Annotated in this window: 22 protein-coding genes; 13 read left to right on the top strand and 9 right to left on the bottom strand. The window is 62.1% G+C overall.

Annotated elements, in window-relative coordinates; translation table 11 throughout:
* The first annotated feature begins 11 nt into the window (after positions 1-11).
* Genes ABIE52_RS12810 through ABIE52_RS12800 form a run of 3 tightly spaced genes read left to right on the top strand, consistent with a single transcriptional unit; the run spans position 12 to position 3018 of the window.
* Complete coding sequence (locus ABIE52_RS12810; RefSeq protein ID WP_065352147.1) at positions 12-1094, top strand: MadB family AAA-type ATPase; 1083 nt, start codon at positions 12-14, stop codon at positions 1092-1094.
* The gene (gene madC / locus ABIE52_RS12805; protein ID WP_064443329.1) at positions 1091-2614 is read left to right on the top strand and encodes a MadC family VWA domain-containing protein; all 1524 of its coding nucleotides are present in this window, start codon (positions 1091-1093) and stop codon (positions 2612-2614) included. Before ABIE52_RS12810 ends, madC begins: the two co-directional genes overlap by 4 nt.
* A 56-nt stretch (positions 2615-2670) precedes the next feature.
* Positions 2671-3018: a hypothetical protein gene (locus ABIE52_RS12800; protein WP_064443330.1), complete on the top strand. Its 348-nt coding sequence runs from the start codon at positions 2671-2673 to the stop codon at positions 3016-3018.
* Here ABIE52_RS12800 and ABIE52_RS12795 read toward each other — a convergent pair.
* Positions 3007-3426 carry an RNHCP domain-containing protein gene (locus ABIE52_RS12795; protein WP_037129880.1) on the bottom strand — a complete coding sequence of 140 codons (420 nt, stop codon included), beginning with the start codon at positions 3424-3426 and terminating at the stop codon, positions 3007-3009. The two genes, ABIE52_RS12800 and ABIE52_RS12795, sit on opposite strands and share 12 nt — an antisense overlap.
* Positions 3427-3437: 11 nt before the next feature.
* Positions 3438-3800 (bottom strand): RNHCP domain-containing protein, encoded by a 363-nt coding sequence (locus tag ABIE52_RS12790; RefSeq protein ID WP_065455903.1) that lies wholly within the window; start codon positions 3798-3800, stop codon positions 3438-3440.
* Between the two features lie 435 nt (positions 3801-4235).
* Between ABIE52_RS12790 and ABIE52_RS12785 the strand changes: the two genes are divergently transcribed.
* Genes ABIE52_RS12785 through ABIE52_RS12775 form a run of 3 tightly spaced genes read left to right on the top strand, consistent with a single transcriptional unit; the run spans position 4236 to position 7538 of the window.
* Positions 4236-5441: an iron-containing alcohol dehydrogenase gene (locus ABIE52_RS12785; RefSeq protein ID WP_192712121.1), complete on the top strand. Its 1206-nt coding sequence runs from the start codon at positions 4236-4238 to the stop codon at positions 5439-5441.
* Between the two features lie 43 nt (positions 5442-5484).
* Positions 5485-6858, top strand: coding sequence for a MadS family sensor histidine kinase (locus ABIE52_RS12780; RefSeq protein WP_003941844.1), 1374 nt, complete (start codon positions 5485-5487; stop codon positions 6856-6858).
* Positions 6855-7538, top strand: a complete 684-nt coding sequence (locus tag ABIE52_RS12775) for a MadR family response regulator transcription factor (RefSeq protein ID WP_003942005.1) — start codon at positions 6855-6857, stop codon at positions 7536-7538. Before ABIE52_RS12780 ends, ABIE52_RS12775 begins: the two co-directional genes overlap by 4 nt.
* On the opposite strand, the gene ABIE52_RS12770 is transcribed toward ABIE52_RS12775, so the two are convergent.
* On the bottom strand, positions 7535-8074 hold the full coding sequence (locus ABIE52_RS12770; protein WP_007728324.1) for a hypothetical protein: 540 nt from the start codon (positions 8072-8074) through the stop codon (positions 7535-7537). The genes ABIE52_RS12775 and ABIE52_RS12770 overlap by 4 nt on opposite strands.
* Positions 8075-8157: 83 nt before the next feature.
* Positions 8158-8652, bottom strand: a complete 495-nt coding sequence (locus ABIE52_RS12765) for a GbsR/MarR family transcriptional regulator (protein WP_007728322.1) — start codon at positions 8650-8652, stop codon at positions 8158-8160.
* A 68-nt stretch (positions 8653-8720) separates the two neighbouring features.
* On the opposite strand from ABIE52_RS12765, the gene ABIE52_RS12760 reads away from it, so the two are divergent.
* Together ABIE52_RS12760 and ABIE52_RS12755 are read left to right on the top strand one after the other, a co-directional pair.
* Positions 8721-9656 carry an ABC transporter ATP-binding protein gene (locus tag ABIE52_RS12760; protein WP_003942009.1) on the top strand — a complete coding sequence of 312 codons (936 nt, stop codon included), beginning with the start codon at positions 8721-8723 and terminating at the stop codon, positions 9654-9656.
* A complete protein-coding gene (locus tag ABIE52_RS12755; RefSeq protein ID WP_192712122.1) occupies positions 9653-11323 on the top strand; it encodes an ABC transporter permease in 1671 nt (556 codons plus the stop codon). Before ABIE52_RS12760 ends, ABIE52_RS12755 begins: the two co-directional genes overlap by 4 nt.
* Positions 11324-11334: 11 nt before the next feature.
* Here the strand turns inward: ABIE52_RS12755 and ABIE52_RS12750 are convergent, their stop codons facing one another.
* A complete protein-coding gene (locus ABIE52_RS12750) occupies positions 11335-12123 on the bottom strand; it encodes a thioesterase family protein (RefSeq protein WP_042920993.1) in 789 nt (262 codons plus the stop codon).
* A 233-nt stretch (positions 12124-12356) separates the two neighbouring features.
* On the bottom strand, positions 12357-12833 hold the full coding sequence (locus ABIE52_RS12745) for a MaoC/PaaZ C-terminal domain-containing protein (RefSeq protein WP_007728315.1): 477 nt from the start codon (positions 12831-12833) through the stop codon (positions 12357-12359).
* Between the two features lie 110 nt (positions 12834-12943).
* Here ABIE52_RS12745 and ABIE52_RS12740 point away from each other — a divergent pair, with 110 nt between their 5' ends.
* Positions 12944-13369, top strand: a complete 426-nt coding sequence (locus tag ABIE52_RS12740; protein ID WP_083058958.1) for a DUF6314 family protein — start codon at positions 12944-12946, stop codon at positions 13367-13369.
* Between the two features lie 16 nt (positions 13370-13385).
* Here the strand turns inward: ABIE52_RS12740 and ABIE52_RS12735 are convergent, their stop codons facing one another.
* Positions 13386-13598, bottom strand: a complete 213-nt coding sequence (locus ABIE52_RS12735; protein WP_003942061.1) for a TOBE domain-containing protein — start codon at positions 13596-13598, stop codon at positions 13386-13388.
* Between the two features lie 141 nt (positions 13599-13739).
* On the opposite strand from ABIE52_RS12735, the gene ABIE52_RS12730 reads away from it, so the two are divergent.
* Positions 13740-13943 (top strand): DUF4287 domain-containing protein, encoded by a 204-nt coding sequence (locus ABIE52_RS12730; RefSeq protein WP_007728313.1) that lies wholly within the window; start codon positions 13740-13742, stop codon positions 13941-13943.
* 6 nt (positions 13944-13949) lie between these two features.
* On the opposite strand, the gene mftM is transcribed toward ABIE52_RS12730, so the two are convergent.
* Both mftM and mftR read right to left on the bottom strand, forming a co-directional pair.
* A complete protein-coding gene (gene mftM / locus ABIE52_RS12725) occupies positions 13950-14783 on the bottom strand; it encodes a mycofactocin oligosaccharide methyltransferase MftM (protein ID WP_058038123.1) in 834 nt (277 codons plus the stop codon).
* A 29-nt stretch (positions 14784-14812) separates the two neighbouring features.
* Positions 14813-15412 carry a mycofactocin system transcriptional regulator MftR gene (gene mftR, locus ABIE52_RS12720; protein WP_007728311.1) on the bottom strand — a complete coding sequence of 200 codons (600 nt, stop codon included), beginning with the start codon at positions 15410-15412 and terminating at the stop codon, positions 14813-14815.
* A gap of 150 nt (positions 15413-15562) precedes the next feature.
* Here mftR and mftA point away from each other — a divergent pair, with 150 nt between their 5' ends.
* The 3 genes from mftA (at position 15563) to mftC (ending at position 17224) form a co-directional block, all read left to right on the top strand.
* Positions 15563-15658 (top strand): mycofactocin precursor MftA, encoded by a 96-nt coding sequence (mftA, locus tag ABIE52_RS12715; protein WP_063836238.1) that lies wholly within the window; start codon positions 15563-15565, stop codon positions 15656-15658.
* On the top strand, positions 15643-15930 hold the full coding sequence (gene mftB / locus ABIE52_RS12710) for a mycofactocin biosynthesis chaperone MftB (protein ID WP_007728309.1): 288 nt from the start codon (positions 15643-15645) through the stop codon (positions 15928-15930). The genes mftA and mftB overlap by 16 nt, the downstream gene beginning before the upstream one ends.
* 76 nt (positions 15931-16006) lie before the next feature.
* The gene (mftC, locus tag ABIE52_RS12705; RefSeq protein ID WP_003942089.1) at positions 16007-17224 is read left to right on the top strand and encodes a mycofactocin radical SAM maturase; all 1218 of its coding nucleotides are present in this window, start codon (positions 16007-16009) and stop codon (positions 17222-17224) included.
* The last annotated feature ends 15 nt before the right edge of the window (positions 17225-17239 follow it).

The raw sequence follows: 17239 nt of genomic DNA, 5'->3' as shown, positions 1-17239 counted from the left end.
AAAGGTGTTCCATGCCCGGTCGCAGTTTCTCCAGCGGAATCGAAGTGAAAGATGCTCTGCGAGAGCAGGACTACATTGCCGATGACGAGTTCGCGGTAGTCGTTCATCTGGCGACGGCGCTGGGGCGTCCGCTCCTGCTCGAAGGGCCGGCCGGTGTCGGCAAGACGGAACTGGCTAAGTCTCTGGCTGCGATCGGGGGCCGCAAACTGGTGCGATTGCAGTGCTACGAAGGGCTGGACGACAATCGCGCCCTGTACGAATGGGACTACGCGAAGCAACTCCTGCACGTGCAGATGCTCCGCGACCGGATCAGCGATCAGGTTTCCGAATTCGACAGCGTCGCCGAAGCGTCCAAGTTTCTGGCCGATCAGGATTTCGGTTTGTACTCCGAGAACTTCCTGTCCGTACGACCGCTGCTCGAAGCAATCCTCTCACCCGATCCGGTAGTGCTTCTGGTCGACGAGGTAGATCGCACCGAGGAATCGATGGAAGCACTGCTCCTCGAGATTCTCGCCGAACAGCAGATCACCATTCCCGAGGTCGGTACGTTCGTTGCCCGCTCGCAGCCCTGGGTCATCCTGACGTCCAACGACACCCGCGAGCTCTCACCCGCGCTCAAGCGTCGTTGTCTGCATTACCATCTCGGCTATCCGACATCGGAGCGTGAACGCGAGATCGTCACGGCCCGAGCGCCTGAGGTGGATACGGCTACGGCCACCGAGGTCGTCGAATTGGCTCGCATCTTGCGTGATCTCCCGCTGCGCAAGAGCCCGTCCATCTCGGAGGTCATCGACGCGGCCAGAGCGGCAACAGTGCTCGCGGCCGGCGGATTCGACACCGCTTCCGACGCCAAGGTGCGCGACATCCTGCTCACGGCGTTGCTCAAGTACTCGTCCGATGTGACGCTGGCCAAGGAACGATTCGACGGAAAGCGTTTCGAATCATCGTCGCGTGACGGTGGCGAGCCGATCGAGCGGGCCACGGTGGCAAGCAAACCCGCCAACACGACGACGGCCGTGTTCCGGGGCACGGGTGGACGTGACCCTCATCAACAGGGAATCCGCGGCGGCAGCGGAATCCGTTCGACGCGATGACGACGCTCGGTGGCCTTGCCGTGTGGCAACCGTCGTTTGTTCTCGACGTGGTGTCCGCGAGTTTCGGCCGATTGCTGAGGGCGGCCGGAGTTTCCGCGTCACCGGCCGAGGTCATCGAGGTTCGGCGTGTTCTCGCGATGGTCGGCGCTTCGGATCGTGAGACGTTGCGAGCATGTCTTCGGGCAGTGTGCGCCAAGTACTCTCACGAGCAGGCCGGTTTCGATCGGGCATTCGACGCGCTGTTCCGGCCGGCCGCAGGCAAAGCGCACGGCGAGCGGATGGGGTCGCGCGCCGAGGTGGCGGACGGTCTGCCCACCGCGCTGGGGATCGACGAGGATCAAGAAGTTGGTCGGTACGCCGAGTACAACGAGCGTGCAGCCGAGGTCGGCGACTACTTCGACACTCCGGAAGCGGAGAAGGGCTTCAACCCGCACAAGGACGACGACGATGTGTCGATGACGTCGAGCGATGCCGAACTGTCGGTCGATACCGGTTCGGAGACCGGTCGACGCGGAGTCAGTTACACGGTCGACGTGGACCGTGCAGCATCGGCGGTGGTCGGTGACCTGAGCACCAGTGTTGCTGCAGCAGTGGTCGGCTCGCTGTCCTGGGACGATCCGACGTCGATCCTCGCCTGGTTGGATGCCTACGACCCGAGCAAAGCGTATGCAGATGTCTCCGACGACGGGCCGTTGACGCAAGCACAATTGAACCGGCTCGTCGAGGCGGTCGAAGCGTTCGTGCAAGCACTCTCGGCAGCTGCACTCGCCGAAACCGCTCCCGATGCGCCCGACAGTGAATCTGCCGCGGGCGCAACGCACAACGACATCGAACTCGCGTGCCACGAAGTGCTTCGGCGGATGAGAGGACCGTCCAGACCTCGGCCCCGTGAGCGCTCTCGTGGGCATCTCGACATGCGGCGCACGGTGCGTTCGAGCCTGCGCACCGACGGGATACCCTTCCATCTCGTCGTGAAAGCTCCTCGCCCCGATCGTGTTCGACTACTTCTCATCGCCGACGTGTCGCTGTCCGTGCGCCCCATCACCGCGTTCACTCTGCGCTTGGCTCAGGCAATGCATCGCCGAGCAGATCGTTGTGAAGTCCTCGCCTTCGTCGATCGTCCGGTCGACGTGACCGACACCCTTCTCGCCAGTAGTGGTGACGGCGCACTGGCCGCGGTACTCGCGCACCCGGGTCTGGATCTGGAAGCCAGCAGCGATTACGGGCGGGTGCTCACAGAATTGTTGGACGAGCACGGAAACACCTTGAACTCACGGACGTCTGTCATCATCGTGGGCGACGGTCGGTGCAACGGGTTGCCCCCGCAGGTGGACAAGCTCGAGGAACTCCGCCGAAAGGTCCACCGTCTGGCCTGGATCACGCCTGAACCACAGCGTTACTGGAACCAGGCATCGTGCGCGATGCCGGAGTATTCGGAGATCTGCGACGAGGTTGTTGTTGCCCGAGATGCCGCGCAACTGATGGCAAAGGCCGCCGAGCTGGGGCACGCACTTCGCTGATGTCAGTGCACTTCACCGATGTCACTGCGCGATCTGTCGTGAACTAGTTTGATCTCGTGTCCGAAATCAGGGGATCGATCTGGCGACCGATCGCGGCGCTGACAGTGCTCGGCGCCGTGTGTGGGGTTGTGGCGCTCGGCGTGTTTCAGTGGTGGTGGAAGTCGTTGGCGTCACCGCACATTCTCACCGGAGGATCCTATCGGGAGCCGTTTTCCGAACCGACATACACCGGACCCATATTCATGGACCTCTTTCCGGCAGAACCTGCCCCGTGGTTGTACTCGGGACTGGTCCTCGGACCGACGGCGGTGGGCTTGCTCGCCGGGATCGTGTTCGTGGTCTTCGTCCGGTGTAATCGTGCGCAGAGCCGCGCGAGTACACCGGACGAATCATCAGAGCGCTAGCAACGCGCGCGAGCGCAGGCGAGGGTCTGCCAACGGACGTAGCGCCAAGCGCAGCAGGACCAAGACGTTGTCGTCGCCGGCAATCCTGTTGACTTTCAACGTATTGCACTCGACACACTGGTGAACGAGCATCCATTCACCGTCTTGACGGACCGACAGGCAGAGCGCCGCCATGGCACCTCGGCACTGTTGTGCTCGGTCGCCCGGAACGCGACCGTCCACGTGGCGGCTGGCCAGACAGTTCGGGCAGTGGTTCCGATGAGCGGTACCCGGCGCCGCAGTGGAGATGTCCAAACGGCATGTGAGACAACGGAAGCTCGATCCTTGTTCTCCACCGATTCCGTGCAGTACGTGCTTGGCCCGTTGCGGTGCCCGCCGCGGGCGGGTGCTGGGATTCCTACGTGGCATCTGATTCCTCCTCACAAGTCGCCGAAGGCTTCGAGCGGGAAGGGCGGTTGCGCGAGCGGCCGCACTGCCATTCTCATCAACAACAACTGGTTGTCGTCTCGGCTGACGGGGTTGGAGGTGAGCTCGAGGCACTGTGCGCAGCGGTGGATGATCATCCAATCGCCACTGCGCAGTACTGCGATCGAAATGGGAGCCATCCGCATTCCGCAGTCCGACGGTCCACCTTTCACCTGGTCGAACAGGTGTCGGGAATGCAGGCAACTGGGGCAGTGGTTTCGGCGATCACCATCGGGGCCGTACGTCATGACTGTGAGTCCGCACTGAATGCACGAGAAGGTGTCGGTTTTCGAGATGGAATTGTGTGATTGAGGCACTGGAGAACTCCTAGCTGAGTGAACAAAGCAGTAGGAGCAGGCCGAGGGGGCCTCGCGGCTGTCAGTCCGACGGTTCGAGGATCAGCATGTGACCCTCGAGGTTGCCGGCAGTGCAGGGGCGAGAGGCGCGCTCGGCGCGGGCTGGGTCATAAACACCTTCTGAATCGGTTCTACGGGCCACTCTGGCCGCAACCGAAAGTACAGCGGGACCTTCTCGCCGCGCCATTCATTTTCCCGAGACGCCTTACCTGCCCGAACGGGTAGGTAAGCGCCTCTCCTTCGGTGGGTGTGCCCCGTCTGCTGTCCGCGTAGGCTCGGGGCCAGCGATTGTAAGGTGGATCACACCAGTGTGTGCACGTGGGAGTTGATGCGCTGAGAGCGACGGATGCGAAATCCCGACCGGAGATCTCAGAGCAGCGAGAGGAGAGTGGGGTCGTGTCCGTGGCATACCCGGATGCTGTGAACCACGGTGTTCATCGCCGCGGCACTGCTGCTCGACTGGTCAAATTTCACGCCCCCGAGATCGTCTTCGGTATCGGTTCCCTGGTCGAGGCAGCACACGCGACTCTGAGGTTCGGCGGGTTCCGACCATTCCTGGTCACCGATCCCGGTCTGATCGACGCGGGGTGGGTCAGCGAACTCGAAGACCATCTCACGGAGCAGGGATTGACGGCGACGGTGTGGTCAGGGCTGACGCCCAATCCCAAGGACTTCGAGATCGCGGCCGGTTTCGAGGTGTACCAGGAAGGCGAGTGTGACGTCATCATCGCGCTCGGCGGCGGTTCGGTCATCGACGCGGCTAAAGGTGTAGCCGTCCTCGCTGCCAACGGTGGCAACATACTCGACTACGAGGGGGTAGATCAGGCGACCAAACCGATCCCGCCGTTGGTGATGGTTCCCTCCACGTCCGGCACGGGCGCGGACGTGTCGCAGTTCTGCATCGTCACGGACACGACCCGCGGCACCAAGATCACCATCATCGGCCGGGCGCTGGTTCCAGATGTGACGGTCATCGATCCGCGGTTGCTCACGACGATGCCCGAGTGGCTCAATGCGGCAACAGGATTGGACGCACTGACGCACGGAATCGAAGCCTTCGTCTCACTGGCGCACAATCCGTTGACCGATCATCACGCGCTCCGCGCTGTCGGCCTCGTGACCGAGAATCTGGTGCACACGATCCAGGACCCGATGGAGATGGAAGCTCGATCGGTGATGGCGCAGGCGAGCCTCGAGGCCGGGTTGGCGTTCACCAACGCGATACTCGGAGCCGCGCACGCCATGAGCCATCAGGTGGGCGGCATGCTCGACCTTCCGCACGGCGTCATCAACGGAATTCTCTTGCCCCACGTCATCCGGTTCAATTCCACCACGGACGCCGCCCCCTTTGTCGCCATCGCTGCGGCACTGAGTCTTCCCGAGCAACGCGGCACCCCGGAGGAAGCAGCGCTGGCAGTGGCCGACCGGGTCGAACGTCTCGCACGGGAGGTCGGTGTGCCGAAGGGGCTGGGGGAGTTGGGTGTTCGCGAGGAAGACCTGAGTAGGCTCGCCAGCTTCGCGTTGCTCGACGCCTGCATGTCCACCAATCCCAGGGAAGCGACGCAGGAACAGATGGTGGCGTTGTTCCGAGGTGCCTTGTGAAGATGGACGCTGTGAAGAGGGCCGCTGTGAATTGGTGCAGGCGATGACCGCGGACCTGTCCCGGCTCACCGGATTACGATCGGGTAAGAGTTCGTTCTACCCGCAGTATCGCGGTGCGGCCGAGCGCCTCGAACGCGTCGTGCATGCCTTGGAGTTGATCTCGCGGGCTTTGGTGCGCACCGTCGAGGGGCCGGAAACCCTCGTCTGCGCGGTCGCGGAAGCTGCCCGTGCGCATCTGAGTGCCAACTGGATAGTCTTCGCCTTGGCTGACGGAACTTTGCCCGACGCCGGACCACGGCGACTGGTTCTCGGCCCGGACGCCACCCCTTTTCTGGTCGACAACGTCGAGGGGCCGCCACTTCCGGAGGATGTCGTCGAATGCCTCGACGACATCCGGTACGGAAGAATCGAATCCAACTCGGTGATCGACGCGCACTACGCGTTTGTGCCGATCGTGCTCGGTGGCGGCGTGGTAGGTGCCTTTGCGGCCTGGACGCCGGCCAACCGAACCCTCGACACGACGGACGGAGCCGTGCTCAGCATTCTGGCCAGCCAGACTGCTGTGGCTCTGCAGAATTCGGCGCTCTATCAGCGCGGACAACTACTGCTCGAGCGTGCCGAAGATGCGTATGCGGAGGCCAATCGTACTGCAGCCGACCTTGCGGTGCGCAACAGCGAATTGGAGTCCACTCAGCGTCAACTCGGAGTGGCGCACCGGCACCAAGTGGTCGACGACGAACGTCACCGGATCGCCCGCGAACTGCACGACAGTGTGACACAGGCGGTGTTGTCGGCCGGCATGCAGATCGAGGTCTGCCGGAGCGACATCCCGGAGGCTGAACGCAGTGAAAGACTGGACTTGGCAAAGGATTTGACCAGGAGGGCGGTCGAGCAGCTTCGTTCGGCGATCTACGCGCTCAATCATTCGTCGGACGCGGACCGGACGTCGTTGCCCGAGATGCTCGAGCAGCTCGGCGTGGTTCACATGCCGGACGAGTTGGCGGTGAGCGTTCGCGTCGGCGGTACCCCGACCGAACTTCCGGGCGATGCCGAACACGCTCTTCTCCGGATCGCGGGGGAAGCTCTCTTCAATGCAGCGGTCCATGCTCACGCGAATCGGGCGGTGCTACGTCTGACCTATCGGGCGGACTCCGTGTTGCTGTCGGTCTCCGACGACGGTGACGGCGACCCTGCGCGAATGCGTCTGATCCTCAAACTCGCAGCCACTAACGACGTCGACGGCCGCCATCGCGGTCTCGCGAACATGCAGGCGCGAACACTCGAGTTGGGTGGTGCGCTCGAAGTACGGCGCGCGCGGATCGGTGGGATTCAGATTCTCGTGCGACTACCACTGCCGTTCGACTCGGGCATGGAAAACCTTTGCTCCACAACTGAAATCGAGAGCGAGGAATCATGACCACTGCGCGTCCCGTCATCACCCGCGGAGCATCGCCGGTTCAGGGATTGGTTCGAATCGTCCTGGTCGACGACCATGCAATTCTGCGGCAAGGGCTCCGCTCGGTTCTCGAGCGCGAAAGCGATCTCGAGATCGTGGGGGAGGCGTCGTCCCTCGCCGAGGCCCTCGCCGTGGTCGACAAGGTCGGCCCGGACATCGTCCTGATGGATCTCAAACTCTCCGCCAGTTCCGACTACGAGGGACTGACCCTGTGTGGCCAGCTGTCCTCGGCGCATCCCGGCCTCGGACTGTTGGTTCTCACCACGTTTCTCGACGATCAACTGGTGGTGCGAGCGGTGCACGCGGGTGCTCGCGGCTATGTCGTCAAAGACGTCGACACCACCGAATTGGTGCGTGCGATCAGGGCGGTCTCGCGGGGTGAGAGTGCGTTCGATTCGCGCAGCGCGTCAGCTGTCGTGCGATCGCTCAACGGGCAGTCGTCGTCGAAAGAACGATTGACCGATCGCGAACTCGAAGTGCTCAGACTCCTCGCAAACGGCTTGTCCAACATCAAGATCGGTGAGAGATTGTTCATCTCACCGACCACCGTCAAGTTTCACGTCAGCAACATCATGCGCAAACTCGAGGTGAGCCGTCGAGCAGAGGCCGTCTATGCCGCGAGTAAGCAAGGTCTGATCTAGCTCTGCTCGGAGACCGTCCAGGCGCGCAGCGCTTGATGCTGTAGGAGGAGCACGCTCGAACGAGTTGTGCGCAGAGTCGACGCGGTCATCTCGGCAGTCAGACCCACTGCGATTCGTAGTACCAGAACCTCACGTTGGTCGTCGGTCAGGCGACGCGGGCGTTTGAATTGTCCGTCGATGTTGCGTGACTGGGGAATTGACGCAATTCGTCGAGAGGCCAACTCGTACGCGAAGGTCTCGATGCGTGTGTCGGCCGAGATCGTGTCGGACATTCGTGTGACGACGTCCAGGGTGCATTGGTGGGCGAGATCGTCGGCGAATGTCGCGACGGGCGTCCCGAGGAGTCTGGCGCGATAGTAGAGAACGACGCGAGGGTGCAACCGGGCCAGTAGTTTCGACAGTGCATGGTGATCACCGGCGAATGCCTCGGCGGCGGTGCGATTCAGGGAAATCGATCGTTCACAGGTTTCGGGTGAAGCGGTACGCGCGAAGGGTGGAGTCGGTGAAGTGTTCGCGCCCCTGATCGACAGCTTCATCAGCAACTCCTCGATTACACCGCACCTGACCATGCTGGAACGAGAATTGAGGTACCCCGCCGAAATTGCGGGTAAACCTGAAGTTACCTGCCAGGTGTCCGGTCTTTTCGCCGGGAGCGCCAGTCCGCGAGCATTCGCGGCATTTCCGCGGCCATGAAGTCGAAGAAGTCGCGCAGATCTGCCATACGATCGCCGGCGGTTGTTCCTTCACCGAGGACTCGTATGCCCTCGTCCGCAACTGCCGAGACCTGGTAGAGCGAGGACTGTTTCGTGACAAACGCGTCGGCCCACATGTCGACGCTGACGCAGTAGTGCTGACGCCGCGATCCGGGGACGGCCACACGCTCGATCAATCCGACTTGCTGGAGGTATCGGACGGCTCCGGAAATGGCGGCGGGGCTCACTCCCAACCGAGATCCGAGATCTCCTGGCGTGGACGAGGGTGTCTCGCTGGTCATCAACGCGGCCCAGACGCGGGCGGGCATCGGCGGAAAACCCATGTCGCTCAGTACGAGTGAGAGTCGCTCGACATAGTGTCGGCTCTCGTCCGGTGCAACGGTGTGGCTGGTGTCGGTCATCGGAACCCTTCGATCTTTCCGTCTTTTCTATCTTCACACATTTGTGAAATCGGCGTACGGTCAAATTCATGGGTGCGGCAATTTCAGTGAAAAGCCTCGTCAAGACCTTCGGTACCACCCGCGCGCTGGACGGCCTCGACCTCGACGTCTCGACGGGTGAAGTGCACGGATTCCTGGGGCCGAACGGTTCCGGAAAGTCCACCACTATTCGGGTGCTCCTCGGCCTGCTCCGCTCGGACTCCGGAGACGCAACCGTTCTCGGCGGCGATCCGTGGCGAGACGCTGTTACTTTGCATCGACGTCTCGCCTATGTGCCTGGCGACGTGAATCTGTGGCCCAACCTCACCGGCGGTGAGGCTATCGATCTGTTGGCGGGCCTGCGCGGTGGCTTGGACCGAAAACGCCGCAGCGAGTTGCTCGATCGCTTCGAATTGGACCCGACCAAGAAGGCGCGTACGTACTCGAAAGGTAACCGGCAGAAGGTTGCACTCGTGGCCGCGTTCTCGTCCGACGTCGACCTTTACGTCCTCGACGAACCCACATCGGGGCTCGACCCGTTGATGGAGGCGGTATTCCAGGACTGCGTCGAGGAGGTGGCTCACGCCGGAAAGACGGTACTGCTGTCGAGCCATATCCTCGCCGAGGTCGAAGCGCTGTGCGATCGTGTGAGCATCATCCGCGACGGGCGGACGGTGGAAGAGGGAACACTGTCCGAACTCAGGCATCTCACGCGCACGTCCGTCGCGGCGGAGACGCAGCGTCCGATCGGTGGACTCGACGGACTCGGCGGTGTCCACGACGCGGTGATCGACGGTAACCACGTCACCTGCGAAGTCGACAGCGCGCAACTCGGACCACTCATGACGTACTTGGTCGGATTCGGAATCGTGGCGCTCACTTCCACTCCGCCGACTCTCGAAGAACTTTTCTTGCGGCATTACGGTGACGAACGGGCCAGGGAGACTTCGGTACACCTGCGAGCCGAGACCGGAGTACGGCCGTGACCGTTGTTGTCGAGGCCGCTCCACCGGTACCGGCCTCGGCAAGTCAATTCACCGGCACACGCCGACTGGTTCGGCTGGCTTTGCGGCGGGACCGAATTCAGCTCTCCGTGTGGGTTATCTCCATCGTCTTGTTCATGCTGCTGGTTGTCGCCAGTGTGACCGGGCTGTACTCGACACCCGAGGAATTACGAAACATCGCAGTCAGTTCCGCGGTATCGCCGGTCGCGCTGGCGACCAACGGGATCGTGTCCGGTGATTCGCAGGGCGCGATAGTCGCCAGTCAGTCGGTGCTCGTGTTCGCGTTGGTGGCCGCATTGATGAGCACCCTTGCGGTGGTTCGCCATACGCGACAGAACGAGGAGACCGGCCGAGCCGAGATGATCGGTGCAGCGGTGGTAGGTCGACGAGCGCTCCTGACCTCCGCACTGATCGTAACGGTCGGTGCGAACGTCGTTCTTGCACTGGGAATTGCACTGGGATCGATCGCCGTCGGTTTGCCTGTCGTCGGTTCGTTCGCGTTGGGCGCCTCGATAGGTGGGACCGGAATCGCGTTTGCCGGAGTGGCAGCCGTGACGGCGCAGATCACCGACGGTGCTCGTACGGCCAACGGCCTGGCGGGTGCCGCGATCGGCGTTGCGTTCATGCTGCGCGCGATCGGCGACGTGAACAGTACGGTCGTCGACGACGGAACTCGCGTGGTCAGTGGCTGGTTGTCGTGGCTCTCGCCGATCGGATGGGCACAACAGATCAGACCTTTCGACGACGACGCCTGGTGGATCCTGTTGTTGCTGATCGGATTCGCGGCTGTGCACGTGGTGGTGGCTTTTGTTCTCATCGGCCATCGCGATCAGGGAGCGGGACTCGTTCAGCCCCGACCCGGCCCGCCAGTCGCGGCATCGTGGCTACCGTCGGCTTGGGGCCTGGCGTGGCGCATGCAGCGAATGACGATGTTCTGGTGGATCTTTGTCGTTGTCATACTCGGGTTCGCGTACGGCGCTGTGGGCAACGAGATCGACGCGATGGTGGGATCGTCGCAGCAGACCGCGGAGATGTTCGCGAAACTTGGCGGCGGCGGATCGGATCTGGTGGATTCCTACTTGGCCACTGCTCTGGGGCTCACGTCGATAGTCATCGCGGCGTATTCGGTCCAGAGTCTTCTCCGGATGCGGGGCGAGGAAACTTCGGGACGGCTCGAACCGTTGCTGGCAACGTCTTTGTCGCGGTGGAGGTGGATGCTTTCCCACCTGGGTGTGGTTGTGGGCGGCGTGATCCTCGCGCACGTCTTGATGGGTGCCTTCACCGGTTTTGCCTTCGGGCTCGTCACGGACGACATCGGCGGCAACACACTTCGCATGACTGGCGCCGCGTTGGCCTATCTGCCTGCGGTGCTCGTAGTCGTGGGGTTGGTGTCGTTGGCTTTCGGACTGTTTCCGACGTACGCGTCGGCGCTCTCCTGGGGAATCTTGGCGGCATGCATCGTGCTCGGGCAACTCGGCACGTTGCTGAAGCTTCCGCAGGTAGTGCTGGATCTGTCGCCCTACACTCACGTGCCGGGTGCCCCTGCCGAGCCGGTGACAGTTCTGCCACTGCTGGCAATGATCGTTGTGGCAGTAGCACTTTCGACAGCATCACTTGTTGCGTTCCGTGCTCGCGACCTCCAGGTGTAGGAGAGCTGAACTCAACTAAGAATTCGACGAAGCTGGCGAGCCCGAGCAGCAAGTCGTCCGGTCGAGTCGAATAGTTCGGATTCGTCAACACAGAGAGTGTCCGTCGCCCAGGCAGTCCCGTGGCGTAGGCGATACCACGGTGACAGCGTTCGGGGATCTGCCGTGAGGTGCTCCGGTGTGAAATGCGCGGTGAACTCGATGGTCGGTATGGCCACGGGCATCGTCAGTGTCGCGAACAGTCCGGGCGGAAGCGCGTCGAGAAGGACCGCGGCACGCTCTTGGGCCGTGAAATCGAGGTCTGTGAGCAGGCGGATCCAGACGTCGAATTCAGGGGAGTCGCCACCGGCGAACGGCCTCGCGGAATTGATCGGCCGGATGTCGAGGTGCTGGGCGAACGGCACAAAATCCACCGGGATCTCCAGCGGCGGCAGGGTTGACGGGTCGGCCGGAGCCGGTTCGGCGACAGGGGCGGACATTGTTGTAGCTCCTATGTCGCGGGCCAACCGAACGAGAGCGGATCCCGAACCGGTCAGCGTGACGTGGCAACTGACGGTCCGCCCGCCCCGCATCTCGCCGACAGTCAACTCGGCCGGCCCAGGAGGAACGGGGCGGTCCAGATGCGCCGTGACTGCCAGCGGTTCGGCTCCGGACGCGTCGGCCGCCACCCGCAGCATCCGTGCAATTGCGAGTCCGCCCTGGATGCCGTCGAAACTCCGCCAACTGGAGTCGAATTCGGTGTGATGACGCGCTGCGTCGGTCGACGGAGCGGCCGCCACTGATGCCTGACTAGTAATTGCCATAGTCAGCACCCTAGATGCTGACTATGGCTATGGCAAGCTAGGGTTTATTCGGGAGTGCTGGACGACCCACCGAAGAGCATGTAGATGAGGATCTGAAGAATGCCGAGAGGATTGATCTCGCCGAGGCTGCTCATGTGTGAGGAACTCCTGATTGCAGGGATGGGTATTGTTGCGTCGCAACGTCACTGAAAGTACGGCAATTCGGACAGTGTGGTGCGAAATTTACCGATAATTCACTGTCCGCGAGTCGAGCGGCAGTGCAGGTAGGCGTCAGTGACCACGTCGAGAACGCGATTGCCGTGTGCATCGACCAATTTCGCTGTGATGGTCACCAATCCTCGCGCGCGATTGTCGAACACGACGTTGTCGACGGTGACCTTTCCGCTCAGGGTGTCACCGGGGCGAAGTGGACGGAGGAAGCTCACGTCGCGCATGGTTTTCCCGGCGATCACGTTCCACTGGTCGTAGAGACTGGCGACCACCAACTTCTGGCAGATCGACAGGGTGTGCAGCCCGCTGGCGATCAACCCGCCGAAGACGCCGGACTCGGCGGCTTCCTTGTCGACGTGAAACCACTGGGGATCCCACTGAGTTGCGAACTCGACGATTTCCTCTTCGGTCACCGAATACGAACCCAATGGGATCACTTGGCCGATCTCGAGATCCTCGGCGAACACTGCGCGTTTGTGAAGGGCGGCCGAATCGTTCATGGTTGTGAAAATCTCCTGCGTGTTCCGGGTGTACTCGGAACATACTCTCGCAGTGTGTTCGAGTCGGTCTCCGGTGTCGTCGGGCAATGCAGGGTCACTAGAATCGCCACATGGTCGACGACGCGAAAATCGAGCCGAGGGCGCTGGTAGGAAAGTGGCACTTCGAGCGGGACATCGTCGACCGCCTTTCCGGTTCCACCAAGCATGTATTCGGCGAGACCACTATCTCCGACGCCGGTGACGGTCGGATGCGCTGGTACGAGAGCGGCACGCTGCGTGACGGCGACCTGGAATTACCCGTGTTCCGAACTCTGTTCATTGCCGAGCGCGGCCTCGAGTGGGCCGTGACATTCGAAGACGGCAGAGAGTTCCACGACTGGGCGCCGGGGGAGGAAGTCGAGCACCTGTGCGGTCCGGATACCTACCGCGGGCGAATCGACGTCACTGCCGGAGATCGATCGACCTGGACTGTCGTCTGGACCGTGACGGGGCCGAGCAAGGACTACACGATGACCACGCATCTCACCCGGCCCTGATCACATCGCTCGCCAGTTACTCGACGCCGATCGTCACCTCGGTGGACTTCACGAATACCGTTGCGGCTTGGCCTGGTTCAAGATCGAGATCCAGTGCGGCATCGCGGGTGATCGACGAGGTCACAATCTGATTCCCGCCGTCCAACTTCACCTTGACCGTCGCCATGACGGTGCCGAGGTTGACCTCGGTGATGGTGCCGGTGAGTTGATTTCGTGTGGACAGTCGCATCGCTGAACTCCTGTGCTCTCGGGTGGGTGTTCTTCGACCATAATGCGATGGTCGCGTATCTACCCAGCGATTCCGCAGGTGCGGACATGCGGGCGCCGCCGGTGCGCGAATATTGTCGGGCGGTGGAGGTAGATTCCGGTCATGACTGAACCCGTGAAAGGCCCGGCGTCGTATTTTCCGTCGATCGAGAAGAAGTACGGTCGGCCGATCGGTGAATGGCAAGAGCTGATCAGAAGCTCAGACCTCACGAAGCACATGGAATTGGTCAACTGGTTGAAGTCGGAGCACGGTATGGGTCATGGGCACGCGAATGCGCTTGTCGCCCATACGCTGAAAGAAGGGTAGTTCTTTTCAGGCGGCCGAAGCGTCCAGCACCAACCAGCCGCCGTGATGCTCGAATACCTCGAACGGCACACGGCTCTGCCGGCCGACCGCACGCAGTGACTCGAGATCGAAAGTGCGGATGTGGCCGTGGCACGCGGTGGCTTCGTCTTCGAAGGGGACGGCAATGACGACCCGTTGACGCGCGATCCGGAGTGCTTGCGCGATCACGGCCTCGCCGACTGCGTCGTCGACGTGTTCGAGGAGATGAATCGCGGTGACGGTGTCGGCGCTGTTGTCCGGTGCCGGTACTTCACCCGCGTCGCAGATCACCGTGTCGATCGTGATGCCGAGTTCGGGGGCAACCGCGTCGAGCAGGATCATCGTTCCGGGCAGGATGTCCGTGGCGGTCACGTCCATTCCGGCGCGCGCGAGCCGCAGGGGCAGGAAACCGAAGCAGGAACCCAGATCGAGCACGGAACCGCGGACCAACTCTTCGGCTTTGTCGTGAATCGGCGCGAAATCTGCAGTGCCGTCCAGTAGTTCGGCAAGGGAGTTCCGGTAGTAGGTGGTCCAGGATTCGAGAGCGCCGTCCACGGTGGAGCGAACCAGGCCGACCATCGTCAACTCGAATTCGTCCTGACCGAACTCCGCGTCCTGGATCGACGAGGTGACTCCGGCGACGAGTCGCTCACTCAGATCGGCGGGAGTGAGGGAGTGCCTGACGTGGAGGCGACCGCCTCGGCGATCGAGCGAGATCGGACCGGACTCGACGCGTTCGACGGTGACATGTCCGAACGACCACAAGCCCGGCGTCGACGGCGCCAGGGAATCCAAGACGGGTTCGTTCGTGATGGTGGACATGATCGCCTTTCTCAGGTGGTGATGCTTTCTCAGGTGCTGATACCGGTCCGCAGGGACTGCGTACCTGTTTTCAAGAGTTCCGGTAGCTCGAGTGAATCGTCGGTGAGCCACTGCTCGTACGCCGACATCGCGACCCCGAGCAGAAGATAGCCGACCGTGCGTGGGCCGTGATCGGTCGGCTCGAGATTCATTCGGCGTGCGACGTAGTCGGCGACCACCTGCCGCCAACCTTCGTACATCACCACAGAGTATGCCTGAAGCGTCGGAACTTCGAGGATCAATTCCATCCGTTTGCGATGTACCGCAGTCTCTTCCGGTGGGAAGGTGTTGAACGTCAACAATGCGGATTCGAGTGCGTCGACCAACGGAATATCAGCGGGCAGTGAATCCAGGTGCTCGCGCATCTCGTCGAGATGTCCGTCGAAGTCTCCCCAGGGGACGGCGTTCTTGGACGGGAAGTAGCGAAAGAAGGTCCGACGCGCGATGCCGGCGGCGTCGGCTATCTGGTCGACGCTCACCTCGTTGAAGCCGACTGTCGAAAACAGTTCGATCCCGATCGTGCTGATTCCCTCCTTCGTTGTGGAGGGGCGACGACCTATCCGAGCGGACGGTTTCTTGCGGCTACGCATACTTTTTTCGCTCCATGTGTGTCATTCTGCACTCGATGCCATTACAGTGGTGAACCGAGTCACAGTGAAGTCCCACTAGTGACCACCAACTCCCAGGTTGGAAGTCTGATCTACAGACTTCCAGACGGAGTGCGACCGCAGGAGGAATCCATGTCAGATCGTGACAACAAGGCGCTCGAGAACGACCTCGTCGAGGAGTCCCTCGTGGAGGAAGTTTCCATCGACGGCATGTGCGGCGTGTACTGACCGTGTCTGCTTTGGATCTCGATGCGGGGTGGAAACTCCACCCGCAGGTAGCGCTTCGCCCCGAACCTTTCGGGGCGTTGCTCTACCACTTCGGAACACGCAAGCTGTCGTTCCTGAAGAACACGACCATCGTTGCGGTGGTCAAGGCGTTGCCAGACCATCCTGATGTCCGGTCCGCACTACGTGCGCAAGGCATCGAAGATGACGCGGCTCCCCAATATGCCCGCGCGCTGAGCACTCTCGCCGACTCGCACATGATCGTGCCTGTCTGAGCCAGACGCTCGCCCCCACGTGCGGAACAGCCCTTCCGCACGTTCGCCCGCTTCATTTCTTCGCGAGGACACAGCCATGACCTCAGTTCTTGAACAGCCCTCCCCGCCCGCCAAGGTGGGTCGCCTCGTCGATCAGTTCGAACTCGGACTCGACGCCCCCATCTGCCTGACGTGGGAACTCACCTACGCCTGCAACCTGTCCTGCGTGCACTGCCTTTCGTCGTCGGGTCGTCGTGACCCCAACGAGCTGAGCACCGAACAGTGCAAGTCCATCATCGACGAGCTGCAGCGTATGCAGGTTTTCTACGTCAACATCGGTGGCGGCGAGCCGACGGTACGCTCCGACTTCTGGGAGCTCGTCGACTACGCGACCGACCACCAGGTTGGTGTGAAGTTCTCCACCAACGGCGTGAAGATCGACAAGAAGGTCGCGGCGCGCCTCGCAGCCAGTGACTACGTCGACGTGCAGATTTCCATCGACGGTGCCACCGCTGAGGTCAATGACGCTGTGCGCGGGCCTGGTTCGTTCGCGATGGCCGAGCGCGCTCTCGCGAACCTGAAGGAAGCCGGCTTCAAGGACGCCAAGATTTCGGTGGTCGTCACGCGGCACAACGTCAGTCAGCTCGACGAGTTCAAGGCTCTCGCGGACAAGTACGACGCGACCCTGCGCATCACTCGACTGCGTCCTTCGGGCCGCGGCGCCGACGTGTGGGACGACCTGCACCCGCGTCCGGAGCAGCAGCGTGAGCTCTACAACTGGCTGGTCGCCAATGGCGAAGGCGTCCTGACGGGCGACTCGTTCTTCCACCTCTCCGCCTTCGGCGATGCACTGCCCGGTCTCAATCTCTGTGGTGCGGGCCGCGTCGTGTGCCTGATCGACCCGGTCGGTGACGTGTACGCATGCCCCTTCGCGATTCACGAGCAGTTCCTCGCCGGAAACATCGTGAAAGACGGTGGATTCCAGGAAGTCTGGCAGCACTCGGACCTGTTCGAGGAGCTGCGCTCGCCCCAAACCGGTGGCGCCTGCAGCAAGTGCAACCACTACGACTCCTGCCGCGGCGGCTGCATGGCGGCCAAGTTCTTCACCGGACTGCCGATGGACGGACCTGACCCCGAGTGCGTCATCGGCAACGGTGAAATGGCACTGGCGTCGGCGGGCGAGGTCCCGAAGTCCAGTGTCGACCACTCCCGTTCCGGTCAACGTAAGACCCCACGCGCATCGGTGCCACTGACACTGATGATGCGTCCGCCCGCCAAGATTTGTGACGAAAACCCGCTTGCGGGAATGCAGTAACTACTGCGCGATACC

Origin of the sequence: Rhodococcus sp. OAS809 (assembly GCF_040546695.1) — a bacterium.
GTDB lineage: Bacteria > Actinomycetota > Actinomycetes > Mycobacteriales > Mycobacteriaceae > Rhodococcus_F > Rhodococcus_F qingshengii.
The sequence above is the reverse complement of the archived record's forward strand: the minus strand, read 5'-3'. Positions and strand labels throughout refer to the sequence as shown.